16 protein-coding genes are annotated in these 12,876 nt (G+C 65.3%); 10 read left to right on the top strand and 6 right to left on the bottom strand.

The features are described 5' to 3' along the window. The first annotated feature begins 187 nt into the window (after positions 1 to 187). Positions 188 to 547 (top strand): endonuclease domain-containing protein, encoded by a 360-nt coding sequence (locus tag FG486_RS13875; RefSeq protein WP_181267912.1) that lies wholly within the window; start codon positions 188 to 190, stop codon positions 545 to 547. Between the two features lie 101 nt (positions 548 to 648). Here the strand turns inward: FG486_RS13875 and cobS are convergent, their stop codons facing one another. Both cobS and FG486_RS13865 read right to left on the bottom strand, forming a co-directional pair. Next, on the bottom strand, positions 649 to 1,641 hold the full coding sequence (gene cobS / locus FG486_RS13870) for a cobaltochelatase subunit CobS (RefSeq protein WP_060978439.1): 993 nt from the start codon (positions 1,639 to 1,641) through the stop codon (positions 649 to 651). Between the two features lie 45 nt (positions 1,642 to 1,686). Next, on the bottom strand, positions 1,687 to 2,337 hold the full coding sequence (locus FG486_RS13865; RefSeq protein WP_241695730.1) for a J domain-containing protein: 651 nt from the start codon (positions 2,335 to 2,337) through the stop codon (positions 1,687 to 1,689). A 66-nt stretch (positions 2,338 to 2,403) separates the two neighbouring features. On the opposite strand from FG486_RS13865, the gene FG486_RS13860 reads away from it, so the two are divergent. The 4 genes from FG486_RS13860 to FG486_RS13845 all read left to right on the top strand — a co-directional run bounded on the left by FG486_RS13860 (position 2,404) and on the right by FG486_RS13845 (position 5,096). Beyond that, complete coding sequence (locus tag FG486_RS13860) at positions 2,404 to 2,688, top strand: BolA family protein (RefSeq protein WP_181267910.1); 285 nt, start codon at positions 2,404 to 2,406, stop codon at positions 2,686 to 2,688. Between the two features lie 98 nt (positions 2,689 to 2,786). Then, positions 2,787 to 3,152, top strand: coding sequence for an SRPBCC family protein (locus tag FG486_RS13855; RefSeq protein WP_181267909.1), 366 nt, complete (start codon positions 2,787 to 2,789; stop codon positions 3,150 to 3,152). Further along, positions 3,149 to 4,045: a pirin family protein gene (locus FG486_RS13850; RefSeq protein WP_181267908.1), complete on the top strand. Its 897-nt coding sequence runs from the start codon at positions 3,149 to 3,151 to the stop codon at positions 4,043 to 4,045. Before FG486_RS13855 ends, FG486_RS13850 begins: the two co-directional genes overlap by 4 nt. 160 nt (positions 4,046 to 4,205) lie before the next feature. Further along, entirely contained in the window at positions 4,206 to 5,096 is an 891-nt protein-coding gene (locus FG486_RS13845; protein ID WP_181267907.1) for an alpha/beta fold hydrolase, read from the top strand. On the opposite strand, the gene FG486_RS13840 is transcribed toward FG486_RS13845, so the two are convergent. Both FG486_RS13840 and FG486_RS13835 read right to left on the bottom strand, forming a co-directional pair. Next, positions 5,093 to 6,229, bottom strand: coding sequence for a GNAT family N-acetyltransferase (locus FG486_RS13840; RefSeq protein WP_181267906.1), 1,137 nt, complete (start codon positions 6,227 to 6,229; stop codon positions 5,093 to 5,095). The genes FG486_RS13845 and FG486_RS13840 overlap by 4 nt on opposite strands. A gap of 207 nt (positions 6,230 to 6,436) precedes the next feature. Then, the gene (locus FG486_RS13835; protein ID WP_181267905.1) at positions 6,437 to 6,901 is read right to left on the bottom strand and encodes a GNAT family N-acetyltransferase; all 465 of its coding nucleotides are present in this window, start codon (positions 6,899 to 6,901) and stop codon (positions 6,437 to 6,439) included. 286 nt (positions 6,902 to 7,187) lie between these two features. Between FG486_RS13835 and FG486_RS13830 the strand changes: the two genes are divergently transcribed. Then, entirely contained in the window at positions 7,188 to 7,568 is a 381-nt protein-coding gene (locus FG486_RS13830; RefSeq protein WP_181267904.1) for a VOC family protein, read from the top strand. Positions 7,569 to 7,603: 35 nt separating this feature from the next. Here the strand turns inward: FG486_RS13830 and FG486_RS18070 are convergent, their stop codons facing one another. Beyond that, on the bottom strand, positions 7,604 to 7,948 hold the full coding sequence (locus tag FG486_RS18070; protein WP_338401616.1) for an Ltp family lipoprotein: 345 nt from the start codon (positions 7,946 to 7,948) through the stop codon (positions 7,604 to 7,606). A 291-nt stretch (positions 7,949 to 8,239) separates the two neighbouring features. After that, complete coding sequence (locus FG486_RS13820) at positions 8,240 to 9,283, bottom strand: DUF2332 domain-containing protein (RefSeq protein ID WP_181267902.1); 1,044 nt, start codon at positions 9,281 to 9,283, stop codon at positions 8,240 to 8,242. A 38-nt stretch (positions 9,284 to 9,321) separates the two neighbouring features. Here FG486_RS13820 and hisG point away from each other — a divergent pair, with 38 nt between their 5' ends. The 4 genes from hisG to thiL all read left to right on the top strand — a co-directional run bounded on the left by hisG (position 9,322) and on the right by thiL (position 12,834). Beyond that, complete coding sequence (hisG, locus tag FG486_RS13815; RefSeq protein WP_066276835.1) at positions 9,322 to 9,987, top strand: ATP phosphoribosyltransferase; 666 nt, start codon at positions 9,322 to 9,324, stop codon at positions 9,985 to 9,987. Then, positions 9,984 to 11,273: a histidinol dehydrogenase gene (gene hisD / locus FG486_RS13810; RefSeq protein ID WP_181267901.1), complete on the top strand. Its 1,290-nt coding sequence runs from the start codon at positions 9,984 to 9,986 to the stop codon at positions 11,271 to 11,273. Before hisG ends, hisD begins: the two co-directional genes overlap by 4 nt. A 10-nt stretch (positions 11,274 to 11,283) precedes the next feature. Continuing rightward, the gene (gene nusB / locus FG486_RS13805) at positions 11,284 to 11,730 is read left to right on the top strand and encodes a transcription antitermination factor NusB (RefSeq protein ID WP_181267900.1); all 447 of its coding nucleotides are present in this window, start codon (positions 11,284 to 11,286) and stop codon (positions 11,728 to 11,730) included. A 180-nt stretch (positions 11,731 to 11,910) separates the two neighbouring features. Next, positions 11,911 to 12,834 carry a thiamine-phosphate kinase gene (thiL, locus tag FG486_RS13800; RefSeq protein ID WP_181267899.1) on the top strand — a complete coding sequence of 308 codons (924 nt, stop codon included), beginning with the start codon at positions 11,911 to 11,913 and terminating at the stop codon, positions 12,832 to 12,834. Positions 12,835 to 12,876 lie beyond the last annotated feature (42 nt).

Below are 12,876 nucleotides of genomic sequence, written 5' to 3'. Positions count from 1 at the left end.
CACCCAACCCTCCCCCATCGAGGGGGAGGGCTTTAGTGGGCGATCATCTGTTTCCATTGCACTGCCCAACTCCCTCCCCCTTGATGGGGGAGGGCTGGGGTGGGGGTGAGCGGCCGTCCGGGTGCCGTCGGTGAAACATCATCCACCTGCAACCGCCACCAAATTGGCACGGCGATTGCGGCGCGACATGACCGATGCCGAGCACAGGATGTGGACCCTGCTGCGCGAGAATTTTCCTGAAGCAAGGTTTCGTCGACAGGTACCGCTGCTCCAGTACATTGCCGACTTTGCGAGCCATCGAGTGAGGCTGGTCATCGAGGTGGATGGAAGCCAGCATAATGCAGAGGTCGATGCGGTGCGTACGGCGGCGATTGAGGGGCAGGGCTATCGGGTCATTCGCTTCAGCAATTACGATGTGCTGACGGCCGAGGACGGCGTGTTCATGGCGATCGAAAGCGCAATCCGTGGCGCTCACCCCCACCCAACCCTCCCCCATCAAGGGGGAGGGAGTTGGGCAGTGCAATGGAAACAGATGATCGCCCACTAAAGCCCTCCCCCTCGATGGGGGAGGGTTGGGTGGGGGTGAGCGTGCCGGATTGAGCAAGGCAAGATCATGATCGCTCACCCCCCGCCCCCAGAATCCGTCGCTCACCCCCGGCCGACGATGCTCTCCGGAAGGTCCTCGCCGAATACGCGCTGGTAATATTCCGCGACCAGCATCCGTTCGGCCTCGTCGCACTTGTTGAGGAACGACAGGCGGAAGGCGAAGCCGATATTGTGGAAGATCGCGGCGTTCTGTGCCCAGCTGATCACGGTGCGCGGGCTCATCACGGTCGAGATATCGCCGTTGATGAAGCCCTGGCGCGTCAGGTCCGCGACCTTGACCATGTTCTTGACCACCTTGGGGTCGGTCTCGCCGACCTTGGCGAGCACGACCTTGGCCTCGGTCTCGGCGGGCAGATAGTTGAGCGTGCACACGATGTTCCAGCGGTCCATCTGGCCCTGGTTGATCTGCTGCGTGCCGTGATACAGCCCACTGGTATCGCCCAGGCCCACGGTGTTCGCGGTGGCGAACAGACGGAAATAGGGGTTCGGCCGGATCACGCGGTTCTGATCGAGCAGGGTCAGCTTGCCCTCGGTCTCCAGCACGCGCTGGATCACGAACATCACGTCGGGCCGGCCCGCGTCATATTCGTCGAACACCAGAGCGGTCGGCGTCTGCAGCGCCCAGGGCAGCAGGCCTTCGCGGAACTCGGTGACCTGCTTGCCGTCGCGCAGCACGATGGCATCGCGGCCGACCAGATCGATACGGCTGATATGCGCATCGAGGTTGATGCGGATGCACGGCCAGTTCAGGCGTGCGGCGATCTGCTCGATATGCGTCGACTTGCCGGTGCCGTGATAGCCCTGCACCATCACGCGGCGATTGTGGGCGAACCCTGCCAGCACGGCGAGCGTGGTTTCCGGATCGAACACATAGGACGGGTCGAGATCGGGCACGCGTTCGTCCGCCTCGCTGAACGCGGGCACCTGCATGTCGATATCGACACCGAACACCTCGCGCGCGTTGACCATCTTGTCGGGCGCATCGAGCAGGGTGCCATCGCGGCTGTCGGGCTGGGTGTTCGAAATATCGGTCATGGCATTATCCGGTGGTCTGAGTCGTCGAAAGGGCGCTCCGCCCGGTCAGGCGAAGGCGGCAAGTTTGCGCAAGTGCGTATAGGCGGCGATGACCTCCTGCAAGGCTTTCTCGTGGCTGCGGTCACCGCCATTGCGATCGGGATGATAGGTGCGCACCAGCTGCGAATAGGCCTTGCGGATCGTTGCGCGCGTCGCATCTGCGCCAAGCCCTAGCGTCTTTAGCGCATTCTGATCCGCCGCCGACAGCCCGCGCTGCTGCGCCCGCGCATTGTCCGCCGAAGCCCGCGCCCGGTCCGCCATGTTCTGGCGGAAGCGCGCGCCGATGGCGTCGAGCGGATCGGCAAAGTCGCTCCAGCGCGGAGTCTGGCCAGCGCCCGCGGCAAAGGCGCGAGTCTCGCGGTCCCATCCGGCCGTGGGCCGCTGCGCCTGGTAGATCTCCTCCGCGCTCATGCCGGCGAAGAAGTTATAGCGTTCGTTGAACTCGCGGATGTGATCGAGGCAGAACCAGCGATAGCGGCCAGGCCCATCGAAGCGCGATCCGTGGCGCGAATCCTCGGCAGGCGGGGCGCGGAACTCGCCATCTTCCTGGCATCCGGCCCAGTCGCAGGCCCGGCCCGTGCCCTCGACCCGGCCATGAAAACGCGCACGCCGCCGCGCGGAGCCGCCATCCTGTCCCGAGTTGCCGCTATCTGCCAAGACCTGTCGCCATTCCCTGATGAGGCCGCCTCGCCAAGGGGCGGAAAGCGGCCTATATAGGTGCGCATGACGATGAAAACCAAGGGGCCGATGGCCCATGAGATCGAAACCCGGCTGATGGCGGCGCTGTCGCCGACACGGCTCGACGTGATCAACGACAGTGCCAAGCATTCGGGTCATATGGGCGACGACGGCAGCGGCGAATCGCATTTCACCGTCGAGATCGAGAGCGCCGAATTCGCAGGCAAGTCCCGGCTGGAGCGCCAGCGCATGGTCAACCGCGCGCTGGGCGAGTTGCCGGGGCAGAAGGTGCACGCGCTGGCGATCAAGGCGCGGGCACCAGGGGAATAGAGCTGAGCATCCGGTCGGCCTCGTTCTGCTCTACGCTCGCGGCCGATCGCGGGACGGTCTGGCAGTCGGCCACCTCGATCGCCGGGCTGCGGCGCGAAATGATGCCGTTGCTGGCCATGACCGCACCTGCAGGTTTCGAGTGCCTTGCCGATGGCAACATCGTGCCGGGCAAACCGGTGTTTCGCAGTCGTCTGCTGATCGGTGGTGTTCTTCCCGTCGGAACCAGTATGCTGACCTTCAGCAGCTTCGAGCCGGGTTTCGGCTTTGTCGAACAGTCGCCGATGACCGGGATGCGTCGCTGGCAGCATGAACGGCGCATCGACGACGTGCCCGGCGGCTGCCGCGTGACCGACATGCTGAACTTTCAGCCAGGCATGTTCCCCGGACTGACCGCGCAGCTCGTCGCACTGTTCTTCCACCACAGGCATCGCCGGTTGCGGCGCATGTTCGGAGAAATTCAATGACCTCCCCAATCGCCCTTACTCTGCTTCCCACCAGCCATGATCTGGGCGGCTTCACCGTGCGCCGCGTGCTGCCACAGAAGAAGCGCGCGATGGTGGGACCGTTCATCTTTGTCGACGAGTTCGGCCCGGCACAGCTCGATATCGGGCGCGATCTCGGCGTGCGGCCGCATCCGCATATCGGCCTCGCCACGGTCACCTATCTGTTCACCGGCGGCATCGACCATCGCGATTCGCTCGGCACCTTCCAGACCATCCATCCAGGCGAGGTGAACCTGATGACTGCCGGGCGCGGCATCGTCCATTCGGAGCGCAGCCCGGAAGCCGAGATGGCGACCGGCGCACGGCTGTTCGGCATGCAGACCTGGCTCGCGCTGCCCGATGCGCTGGAGGATACCGATCCCGCGTTCGAGAATATCTGCTGCGATGCGCTGCCGATGATCGACGACAGCAAGGCGAGCGCGCGTGTGATCATGGGTTCGCTCTGGGGCGCGACCGCGCCGACCACCTGCCATAGCCCCACCATCTATGCCGATATCGTGCTGCAGCCCGGCGGCTCGCTGCCGATCGACAGCGAAGCGGACGAACGCGCGGTGATGCTGGTCGATGGCGACGCCTCGCTCGATGGCTTGCCGCTCGAGCCCTATCTGCTCTATCTCATCGCGCCGGGGGCAAAGCCCAGGCTGGAGAGCATCGGCGGCGGGCGCGCGATGCTGCTGGGCGGCGCGGATTTCGCGTCGGAGCGGCATATCTGGTGGAATTTCGTCGGATCGTCGAACGACCGCATCCGCGAGGCGGCGGATCGTTGGAACCGGGGCGCGTTCCCCAAGGTGCCGGGCGACAGCGAAGAGTTCATCCCCATACCCGAAGTGCCGCTGACGCGCGGGCGGACGTAAGGGATCAATCAACACAGCCCTCGTCATTCCCGCGAACGCGGGGATCCCGCTTTCCTGCTGAGCGCTCGAGAACAAGCGGGACCCCCGCCTTCGCGGGGGTGACGGGACGGAAGCAATGGCATAGAACCGCCGGAAAACGACACTCCGGAGAGCCAGCCGCATGACCGACTTCCCCCTCACCCGCATCGCGCTGCCGACCGGGGTCGAACTGGACGTCGCCATCGCCGGGCCCGAGGACGCTCCGCCGCTGATCCTGCTCCACGGCTTTCCCGAATCGCACCGCACCTGGCGATATGTCATGCGCCATTTCCAGGATCGCTACCGGCTGATCGCGCCCGACCAGCGCGGCTTCTGCAACTCGTCCAAGCCGCAAGGCGTGGAAAATTATCAGCCCAAGCACATGGTCGTCGACCTGCTCGCGCTGGCCGATCATCTGGGCATCGATACGTTCACGCTGGTCGGACATGACTGGGGCGGCGCGATCGCCTGGATGGCGGCACTCAACCATCACGACCGGATCACGCGGCTCATCATGGCCAACGCCGCGCACCCATTCACCTATCAGAAGGCGCTGTTCGACGATCCGGACCAGCGCGCCTCGGCGCAATATATCACCGAGATGCGTTCACCCGATTTCGAAGCCAAGGTGCTGGCGATGGGCTGGGACGCGTATTTCGACTCGCGCTTTGCCGAGCCGAGCGCCGCGGTGCACATCACACCCGGAGAGCGCGCAATCTACCTCGCGCAATGGCAGACGCCCGGCGCCTTCACCGCGATGGTGAACTGGTACCGCGCCAGCCCGCTAATCGTGCCGCCGATGGATGGCGAGGTAGAGCGCCCCGCCTATCTCTCGCGCCCCTTCCCGCCGGTCACGCAGCCGACCCTGCTCTATTGGGCGATGGACGATTACGCGCTGCGCCCCTCGCTTCTCGACGGCATCGAGACGCTGGTGCCCGATCTCATGCTGGTCAAGGCCCCCGGCGGGCATTTCGTTCCCTGGGAACAGCCTCAGGCACTGATCGCGGCGATGGAGCAATTTCTCGATCGCTAGAGCATCCGCTGCTTGAGCTGGGGCACCGCCAGCGTTTCGAGCGCGGCGGCAATGCCCTTGAGCGGCCAGCGGCGGGTAGCGGGCAGGTGCGCTGCGTGGATCGCCATGTAATCGATCTCGCTGCGCGCGCCGCGCTGCTGCTTGAAATGCCCCGCCCCTGCCGATCCGTGCAGCCTCAGCCCCTGGCGCAGCGCGAAATCGCCGACCAGCCACGAGGCGATGCGGTAGAGTCCATCCGATTGCGGGCGCTGCGTGTCATAGCCCATCATCGGATTGGTCGCGATTCCGCCGCGTGCGACAATGCCGACGGCGGCCATGATCTGCCCGTCGGCATCCCGCGCGACGCGCAGATGAAACAGCCCGCATTCGACCGCCAGCTGCATCCAGCGCGGGCTATATTGCGGGTTCAGCGTGGAATATTTGGCGATGTAGAGCATCGCATAAAGCGCTGCGACCCGCGCGGCATCGGCATTGGTCAGGCGGGCCACATCCTCGACCACCAATCCCGATTGCGCCAGCTTGCGGCCATCGTTCTTCACGCTCTTGCGCACCGCCCAGTCGCGCTCGAGGTCATCGGTCACCCAGATCTGGCGGCATGGCAGCAGCAACCAGCCATCACCGCGCAGCGCGGCGGTCAGCTCCGGACACGACCAGTCATCGACCGAGCGGATCAGCAGATAATGGCCGGGAAAGCGCGCCGCCAGCCGCTGCCGCAATTCGGCCAGCCCCTCGCCTTTCCAATCGCCGTGAAGGCAGGTGGACAGCAGCCAATTGTCGATCTGCACCGCACGGTTGATGTCGAGCGATCGAAGCAGCCGGTCCGCCGCCGCGATGGCGGCGCCGGCGGGTATCCGCATCCACCCCAGATCGACCAGATCGAGCTCGGCGCGCGGATAGAGCGCATAGGCGCTGTGCGGCGCGGCGACATAGCTCATGCCGATCGCGCCATCGGTGACGATCACCGGCAGCGGGTGCCCGCCCGCCTGCTCGACCAACGCCTGGGCCTCGACATTGGCAACCAGCGCGTGGCTGCCCAGCGCCTGGAGGCGACCCACGAACTCCGCAGCATCGGGATCGGTCCATCCGGGCGCGCCAGCCTGCTTGAACTGCGCCGCGGGCGGCTGGCTGGTCATCGGATGGAGGCTCCTCATCGCATCGCGACGCGCGGACCGTGTGCGCGGTTCTTGTCGCCCGGTTAGCGGCGCTTGGCGTCAATGGCGTGACAAGGCTTGCACAATGGCGCTCAGCGGCCTTGTGCAGGCAATGCCCGAGGCTCAATCGCGCTGGCCGATAGGCGACCGAAAGGCGGAGCCGGCCAACGTCCGACCCCACCCACTCGGTCAGGCGAGCGGCTTGGCAAAGGTGACCTTGTCGTCGCCCGTGGCCCAGTAATCGCGGATCACGGCTTCGCGCCGGTATCCCAGCTGCTCGTAGAAGCGGCGAGTGCGCGCGAACGCCTCGGTGCCCGAGGTATCGACCAGCAGCAGCCGGATGTCCTGCGCCGCCAGCTCGCGTTCGACCGCAGCCATCAGCGCCGAGCCCAGCCCCTCGCCGTGCCGCGCCGGGTCTACCGCGATCAGCAGCAGGTTCCAGACTCGGTCGGCCATGGCCTCAGAGACGAAATAGCACACGGCATCGACCTGCCCGTCGTCGAGGACGAGCCAGCGCTGGTCGTCGGCACCGCCGAAAAACGGCGCGGTCATGTCGTCGAGCATCTCGGGCGGAAACATCGCATTGGCCTCGACGAGAAAGCGGACGCGATCGAGGTCGCCGCGCATCAGCGGGCGAATGGCATCATGGTGCATGGTAAACCTTCAAAAATTTGGAATGTGACTGTCGGATCGGAAAAGCGAAGCCTTCCGTCGACCGTTTCAGGATGCCGAACCCGCTAGGGTTCAGCCGAAGGATGCAATCCTGGTCAAAAACACTCCATGCGCCGCCGATGGGCGCGCCCCGTTATCGCGCAGGCTGCGATGACACGCAAGCGGCGGCCATGGCGTTCGAGTGCATTTTCGCATATGCTGCACTGCAGAAACAGCCCCGGGAGCGGCGCGCCTGTCGCATGCGGGGCTGCGCGCAAGGGAGCCCGCGATGCCCGACTGGAAACCCGCAACCTATCCCAGCCTCAGCCCCTATCTGATCTGCCCGGATCCGGAGGCGCTGATCGCGTTCCTCGCCACCGTATTCGGCGCGGTCGTCGAGCGGCGCTTCGACAGGCCCGACGGATCGCTGATGCATGCCGAACTGCGGATCGACGACAGCATCGTCATGGTCGGCGGCGGCGCGACCGAATATCGCTCGGGCGAGGTGCACCTGCATCTCTACGTGCCAGACGCGCAAGCGGTGTACGACCGCGCGCTGGCGGCCGGCGGCGAAGCGGTGCGCGAGCCCGAACGCAAGGCCGACGACGACGACCTGCGCGGCGGCTTCCGCGATCCCGCCGGCACGATCTGGTGGGTGGCGACGCAGTAGGCGCTAACAGCATTCTTCCGAAAATTTTAGCTATGTTAACAGGCTCCGGCCTGCTGCGCGCCATATGTTGCTTGCTCGACGGTATATTTGTCGCCAGCACTCGACGATAACTGCTGGATTAAACCATTACAGGAAAATCCAGTCATACTTAGGTATTGCTTTGCAGAGCGCACAGCATTCTCATTCCAGTCAACATCAAGACTATCGACTGCAATAGTTGCGTCTGATTCTGCGTAACCATCTCCGGCAGGTGACGAAAGCTGCTGTATCAGCCCATCTCGAGAAAACCCAGCCATATCCAGGTACTGCTTCGCGGATCTTACTGCATTAGCCTGCGGTCCTGACAAGGTTTGCAGCGACTCGCTCGGGCTTGCATCCACGGCCGAATCTTCGCTTACTGCCCCGACTGTTTCCTCAAGCTCGTTTATCGAATTGTCAGCTGCAGTTTGCCCTGCATCACCACACCCTATTACGGACAAACAGCAAAAAAATAATCATCGTTCTAACTTTATGCACATTGCTCTCCACGCAACCAACTGGTCATCCACCTTTGCTATCAAAAATAAACATCAGATGGAACTGCCCTCGTCCCTCTATTGCGGTATTTTTAATCATGCATCGCTCCCGATGCAATGATGCTCCAAGCAATTAAAGCTCAACACAAGTTAGTCTTAAGCCCACCGCACCCACGCGCCATGCGCATGCGCCTCGCCGAGCAGGTGCGCCTCCCCGCCCCCCGGCCAGAAGCGCACTTTCAGTTCGTGGCGGAAAGTCGCGCGGTTGGTTTCCAGCGCGATCCAGGCGAGCGGGCGGTCGGGGGTCGCGCGCGCACCGGCCTCGGCCATTGCGGCCTCGATCATCGCCTGGCGGTCGGGCGGGATATATTGCCAGACGATCGAGTGCATCAGCACACGGGTGACGCCGGCCTCTTGGGGTTCGGCAAGCCGCAAGGCGATCCAGTCGGCCGCATCGGCCTGCACCAGATCGACGCCGGAAGCGCGGATCATCGCGATGCCTGCCTCCATCCGCGCGAAACGGGGCGCGGCTTCGGGCCAGATATAGGCCATCAGCCGGTCGGCAGAGGCGGCATCGCGCACGTCAATGGGGTTGAGGTCGCATCCGCGCACCGCCTCGATGCGGAAAGGCACAGAGGGCGGCGGCGCGCCCTGCCACTCGGGCGCGATCACGCACGGCGCGTCGGCGGGGCCTGAGGTCACACCGCCCAGATCATAGCCATAACGGTCGATCAGCAGGTTCATCCCCGCGCTCGACCCGATCTCGTTGAGCTCGAACCGGTCGGCTGTGCGGCTGGCCAGCCAGTGCAGCGCGGCGACGAAGCTCGCCGAGCGCCCCGCCTCGTTGGTCTGCGGCGGACCATCGAACCAGCCGAGCAGCTCGGCATCGTGCCGCGCCACCACAGCAGCGACGATCGCGTCGACCTCGGGCTGCCCGGTCACCGCCCCCGCATAGACCGGGCCAAGCTCGGGCGCTGCGCCCCGGCGGAACAGATGGTGCAGCCCGCCTGCGAGCCTGAGCGGCATCGCATCGGTCAGCACATGGCCCGGCCAGTCGGCGATCCTGCGCCCGCAGGCCGTGTCCCCCGCCATCAGCGCGATCTGCGCGCGGCACACGGCCCCGGTCGCCGGCGCGCCATTATGCGCGGCATGATCCGCCTGAAACGCAATGCCGCTGATGATTTCCTCGTGCCGGTTCATATTGCCCTTTGCCCTGCTTGCCCCTACATGCCGCGGCCATGGCCGATACGCTGATCTTTGCCGTGCCCAAGGGGCGCATCCTCGACGATGCCCTGCCCGTGCTCGAACGGGTGGGTATCATACCGGCTAAAGAATTTCATGATCCGAAGAACCGGTCGCTGCGTTTCGGCACCAATCGCGCCGATATGGACATCATCCGCGTACGCGCCTTTGACGTTGCCACCTTCGTCGCGCATGGGGCCGCGCAGATCGGCATTGTCGGCTCCGACGTGATCGACGAATTCGACTATTCGGACCTGTACGCGCCGGTGGACCTCAATTTCGGCCATTGCCGCCTGTCGGTTGCCGAACCCGCGGACGAGGCGGCGAGCAACCAGCCGCGCCCCTCGCATATCCGCGTCGCGACCAAATATCCCAATATCACCCGCCGCTATTTCGAGCGGCAGGGCGTGCAGGCCGAATGCGTGAAGCTCAATGGCGCGATGGAACTGGCGCCCTCGCTCGGCCTGTCGCGTCGGATCGTCGATCTGGTGGAATCGGGCCGCACGCTCAAGGACAATGGCCTGGTCGAGACCGAAGTCATCACCCAGGTTTCCGCCCGGCTGATCGTCAACCGCGCCGCGCTGAAAAAGGACCATGCCCGATTGGGGCCGCTGATGTCCGCATTCCGCGATCTGGCCGCAGAACGCAGGCAGGCCGCATGACGCTTCGTCTTTCCACCCGCGACAAGGATTTCGCTCAGGCTTTCGACAAGCTGGTTCGTGGCCGGCGCGAGAGCGATATCGAGGTCAGCCGCGACGTCGCCGCGATCATCGCCGATGTGAAGGCGCGCGGCGATGCGGCGCTGGCCGACTATACCGCGCGCTTCGACGACCATAGCCTCGACGGCAATGGATGGAGCATCGGCAAGGACGCGTGTGCTGCCGCCTATGCCGCGCTGTCGGACGATCTGCGCGCCGCGCTCGATCTCGCCGCGAACCGCATCCGCGCCTATCATGAAGCGCAGCTGCCTGAGGATCGCGATTACAAGGACGCTGCGGGCGTGCGCCTCGGAGCGCGCTGGAGCGCGGTCGATGCGGCGGGGCTGTACGTGCCGGGCGGCAGGGCAGCCTATCCCTCATCGCTGCTGATGAACGCCATTCCCGCCAAGGTCGCCGGGGTCGAGCGGCTCGTCGTCGTGACGCCGACGCCAAAGGGCCAGGTCAATCCGCTGGTGCTCGCCGCCGCGCATCTCGCCGGGGTGGACGAGATCTGGCGCGTCGGCGGCGCGCATGCGGTCGCAGCGCTCGCCTTTGGCACGCAGAAGATCCGCGCGGTCGATGTCATCACCGGCCCGGGCAATGCCTGGGTGGCCGAAGCCAAGCGCCAGCTCTATGGCGTGGTCGGCATCGACATGGTCGCGGGGCCGTCGGAGATCGTCGTCGTTGCAGACGGCAAGAACGACCCCGAATGGATCGCCGCCGACCTGCTCAGCCAGTCCGAGCATGATCCGACCAGCCAGTCGATCCTGTTCACCGATGACGCGGGCTTTGCCGATATTGTCGCGGACACGGTCGGCGTGCAGCTCGCCGCGCTCTCGACGCGCAAGGTCGCGACCAGGGCGTGGGAAGACAATGGCGCGATCATCGTGGTGGACAGCCTTGAAGACGCGATGCCGCTGGTCAACCGGCTCGCTGCCGAGCATCTCGAGCTCGCGGTCGATAATCCGCAAGCGCTGTTCGCAAAGGTGCGGCATGCAGGCTCGGTGTTCCTCGGCCGACACACGCCCGAGGCGGTTGGCGATTATGTTGCCGGGCCCAACCATGTGCTGCCCACCGGGCGGCGCGCGCGCTTTTCTTCCGGGCTTTCGGTGCTCGACTTTATGAAGCGCACCAGCTTCATCCAGCTTGATCCCGACAGCCTTGCCGCGATCGGCCCCGCCGCCGTCGCGCTGGCCGAGATGGAGGGCCTGCCCGCCCATGCCGAGAGCGTCCGGCGCCGGCTGACCTGATGGAAACGACATGAACGAGAAATCCCGCTCCCGCTCCGCCGCACGGCTCGCCGCCGTCCAGGCGCTCTACCAGCACACGATGGAAAAGACCCCGGTCGCGCAGTTGCTTCACGAATTCCACCAGCACCGGCTGGGCGCGGAAATCGAGGACGACCAATATGCCGAGGCCGATGTCGGCTTTTTCGACGATGTGGTCAAAGGCACGACCGCGCGGCTGGAGGAGATTGACGGGCTGATCGAGGGCAAGCTGGCCGAGGGCTGGTCACTCGGCCGCATCGACCGCACGCTGCACCAGATCCTGCGCGCAGGCACCTACGAGCTGCTCGCGCGGCCCGACGTGCCGGTGGGCAGCGTGATCAACGAATATCTCGACGTCGCGCACGCGTTCTTCGACGCCAAGGACACGCGCTTTGCCAACGGCCTGCTCGACGGTATTGCCAAGGATGTGCGGCGTTAGGTTACGCACGGTGGCGCGAACGTCCCTCGACTGCGCTCGGGACAAACGGAGGGGAGTGCGCCTCGCCTTTGAACTATCCCGTTTGTCCCGAGCCCTTCGACGCCGCCTGGCGGCGTCGCTCAGGATAAACTTCAGCGGAACGCTGAAGTCGAGGGACGTAGGCGCAAAGGCCTGTACAGGATGACCACCGAACCCGCCTTTATTGACCTGCTGCGCACCATCGCGACCGATCCGGCAGCGCGCGGGCTCGATGACGATGCGGCGGTGCTGACCATCGGCAAGCAGGCGCTCGTCCTGACCAAGGACATGCTGGTCGAGGGCATCCACTTCCTCCCCGACGATCCTCCCGCCGATATCGCGTGGAAGCTGGTCGCGGTGAACGCTTCCGACCTTGCCGCCAAGGGTGCGACTCCGCTCGCCTGCCTCACCGGGCACAGCCTGTCGCGCGATGCGGGCTGGGACGCGGCCTTTGCCGAGGGCCTGAAGACCGCGCTCGACCATCACGGCCTGGCTTTGATCGGCGGCGATACCGTCAGCGTGCCTGCAGGGCAGGCGCGCGTGCTGTCGCTGACCGCGATCGGCCTGCCCTCGGTCCCCGTGCCGCCGTCGCGCGCGGGCGTGCTGGCGGGCGACGGGCTGTTCGTCACCGGCACGATCGGCGATGGCTGGGCAGGCTTGAGCCTGCTCCAGGCGGGCAAGACCGAACCGGCATCGCTCGTCACCGCCTATCGCAGGCCGCAGGCGCGGCTTGCCGATGGCCCCCTGCTCGCCCAGGTCACGCGTGCGATGATGGATGTGTCCGACGGGCTGCTGATCGATGCCGCGCGCATGGCGCGGGCCTCGGGCCTCGCGGTGCGGATCGACCTTGCGCAGGTCCCGCTCTCGCCCGATTTCGTCGCCACGATCGGCAGCGACCAGGCCGCCACGCTTGCCGCGGCCACCGGGGGCGATGACTATCAGCTGCTGTTCGCGGCGGACGCGGAAGCGCATCTGCCCATCCCCGCCGCCCGCATTGGGGGCTTTGCCGAAGGCCAGGGACTGACGCTCAGCTGGAACGGCATGCCGGTCGAAACCCCCGAAAAGCTGGGCTGGCAGCACGGCTGAGAGGCCTGCAACTCGCTAACTTTATTAAGTTGCACGCTTGCA

Origin of the sequence: Blastomonas ursincola (assembly GCF_013607875.1) — a bacterium.
GTDB classification, from domain to species: domain Bacteria; phylum Pseudomonadota; class Alphaproteobacteria; order Sphingomonadales; family Sphingomonadaceae; genus Blastomonas; species Blastomonas ursincola.
This window is presented reverse-complemented; position numbering and strand designations above follow the sequence as displayed.

Bases quoted from the DNA above. Each gene is read 5' to 3' on its own strand.
- FG486_RS13875 (WP_181267912.1), top strand. From the start codon at position 188: ATGACCGATGCCGAGCACAGGATGTGGACCCTGCTGCGCGAGAATTTT.
- cobS (WP_060978439.1), bottom strand. From the start codon at position 1,641: ATGACCGATATTTCGAACACCCAGCCCGACAGCCGCGATGGCACCCTG.
- FG486_RS13860 (WP_181267910.1), top strand. From the start codon at position 2,404: ATGACGATGAAAACCAAGGGGCCGATGGCCCATGAGATCGAAACCCGG.
- FG486_RS13855 (WP_181267909.1), top strand. From the start codon at position 2,787: ATGATGCCGTTGCTGGCCATGACCGCACCTGCAGGTTTCGAGTGCCTT.
- FG486_RS13850 (WP_181267908.1), top strand. From the start codon at position 3,149: ATGACCTCCCCAATCGCCCTTACTCTGCTTCCCACCAGCCATGATCTG.
- FG486_RS13845 (WP_181267907.1), top strand. From the start codon at position 4,206: ATGACCGACTTCCCCCTCACCCGCATCGCGCTGCCGACCGGGGTCGAA.
- FG486_RS13840 (WP_181267906.1), bottom strand. From the start codon at position 6,229: ATGACCAGCCAGCCGCCCGCGGCGCAGTTCAAGCAGGCTGGCGCGCCC.
- FG486_RS13835 (WP_181267905.1), bottom strand. From the start codon at position 6,901: ATGCACCATGATGCCATTCGCCCGCTGATGCGCGGCGACCTCGATCGC.
- FG486_RS13830 (WP_181267904.1), top strand. From the start codon at position 7,188: ATGCCCGACTGGAAACCCGCAACCTATCCCAGCCTCAGCCCCTATCTG.
- FG486_RS13820 (WP_181267902.1), bottom strand. From the start codon at position 9,283: ATGAACCGGCACGAGGAAATCATCAGCGGCATTGCGTTTCAGGCGGAT.
- hisG (WP_066276835.1), top strand. From the start codon at position 9,322: ATGGCCGATACGCTGATCTTTGCCGTGCCCAAGGGGCGCATCCTCGAC.
- hisD (WP_181267901.1), top strand. From the start codon at position 9,984: ATGACGCTTCGTCTTTCCACCCGCGACAAGGATTTCGCTCAGGCTTTC.
- nusB (WP_181267900.1), top strand. From the start codon at position 11,284: ATGAACGAGAAATCCCGCTCCCGCTCCGCCGCACGGCTCGCCGCCGTC.
- thiL (WP_181267899.1), top strand. From the start codon at position 11,911: ATGACCACCGAACCCGCCTTTATTGACCTGCTGCGCACCATCGCGACC.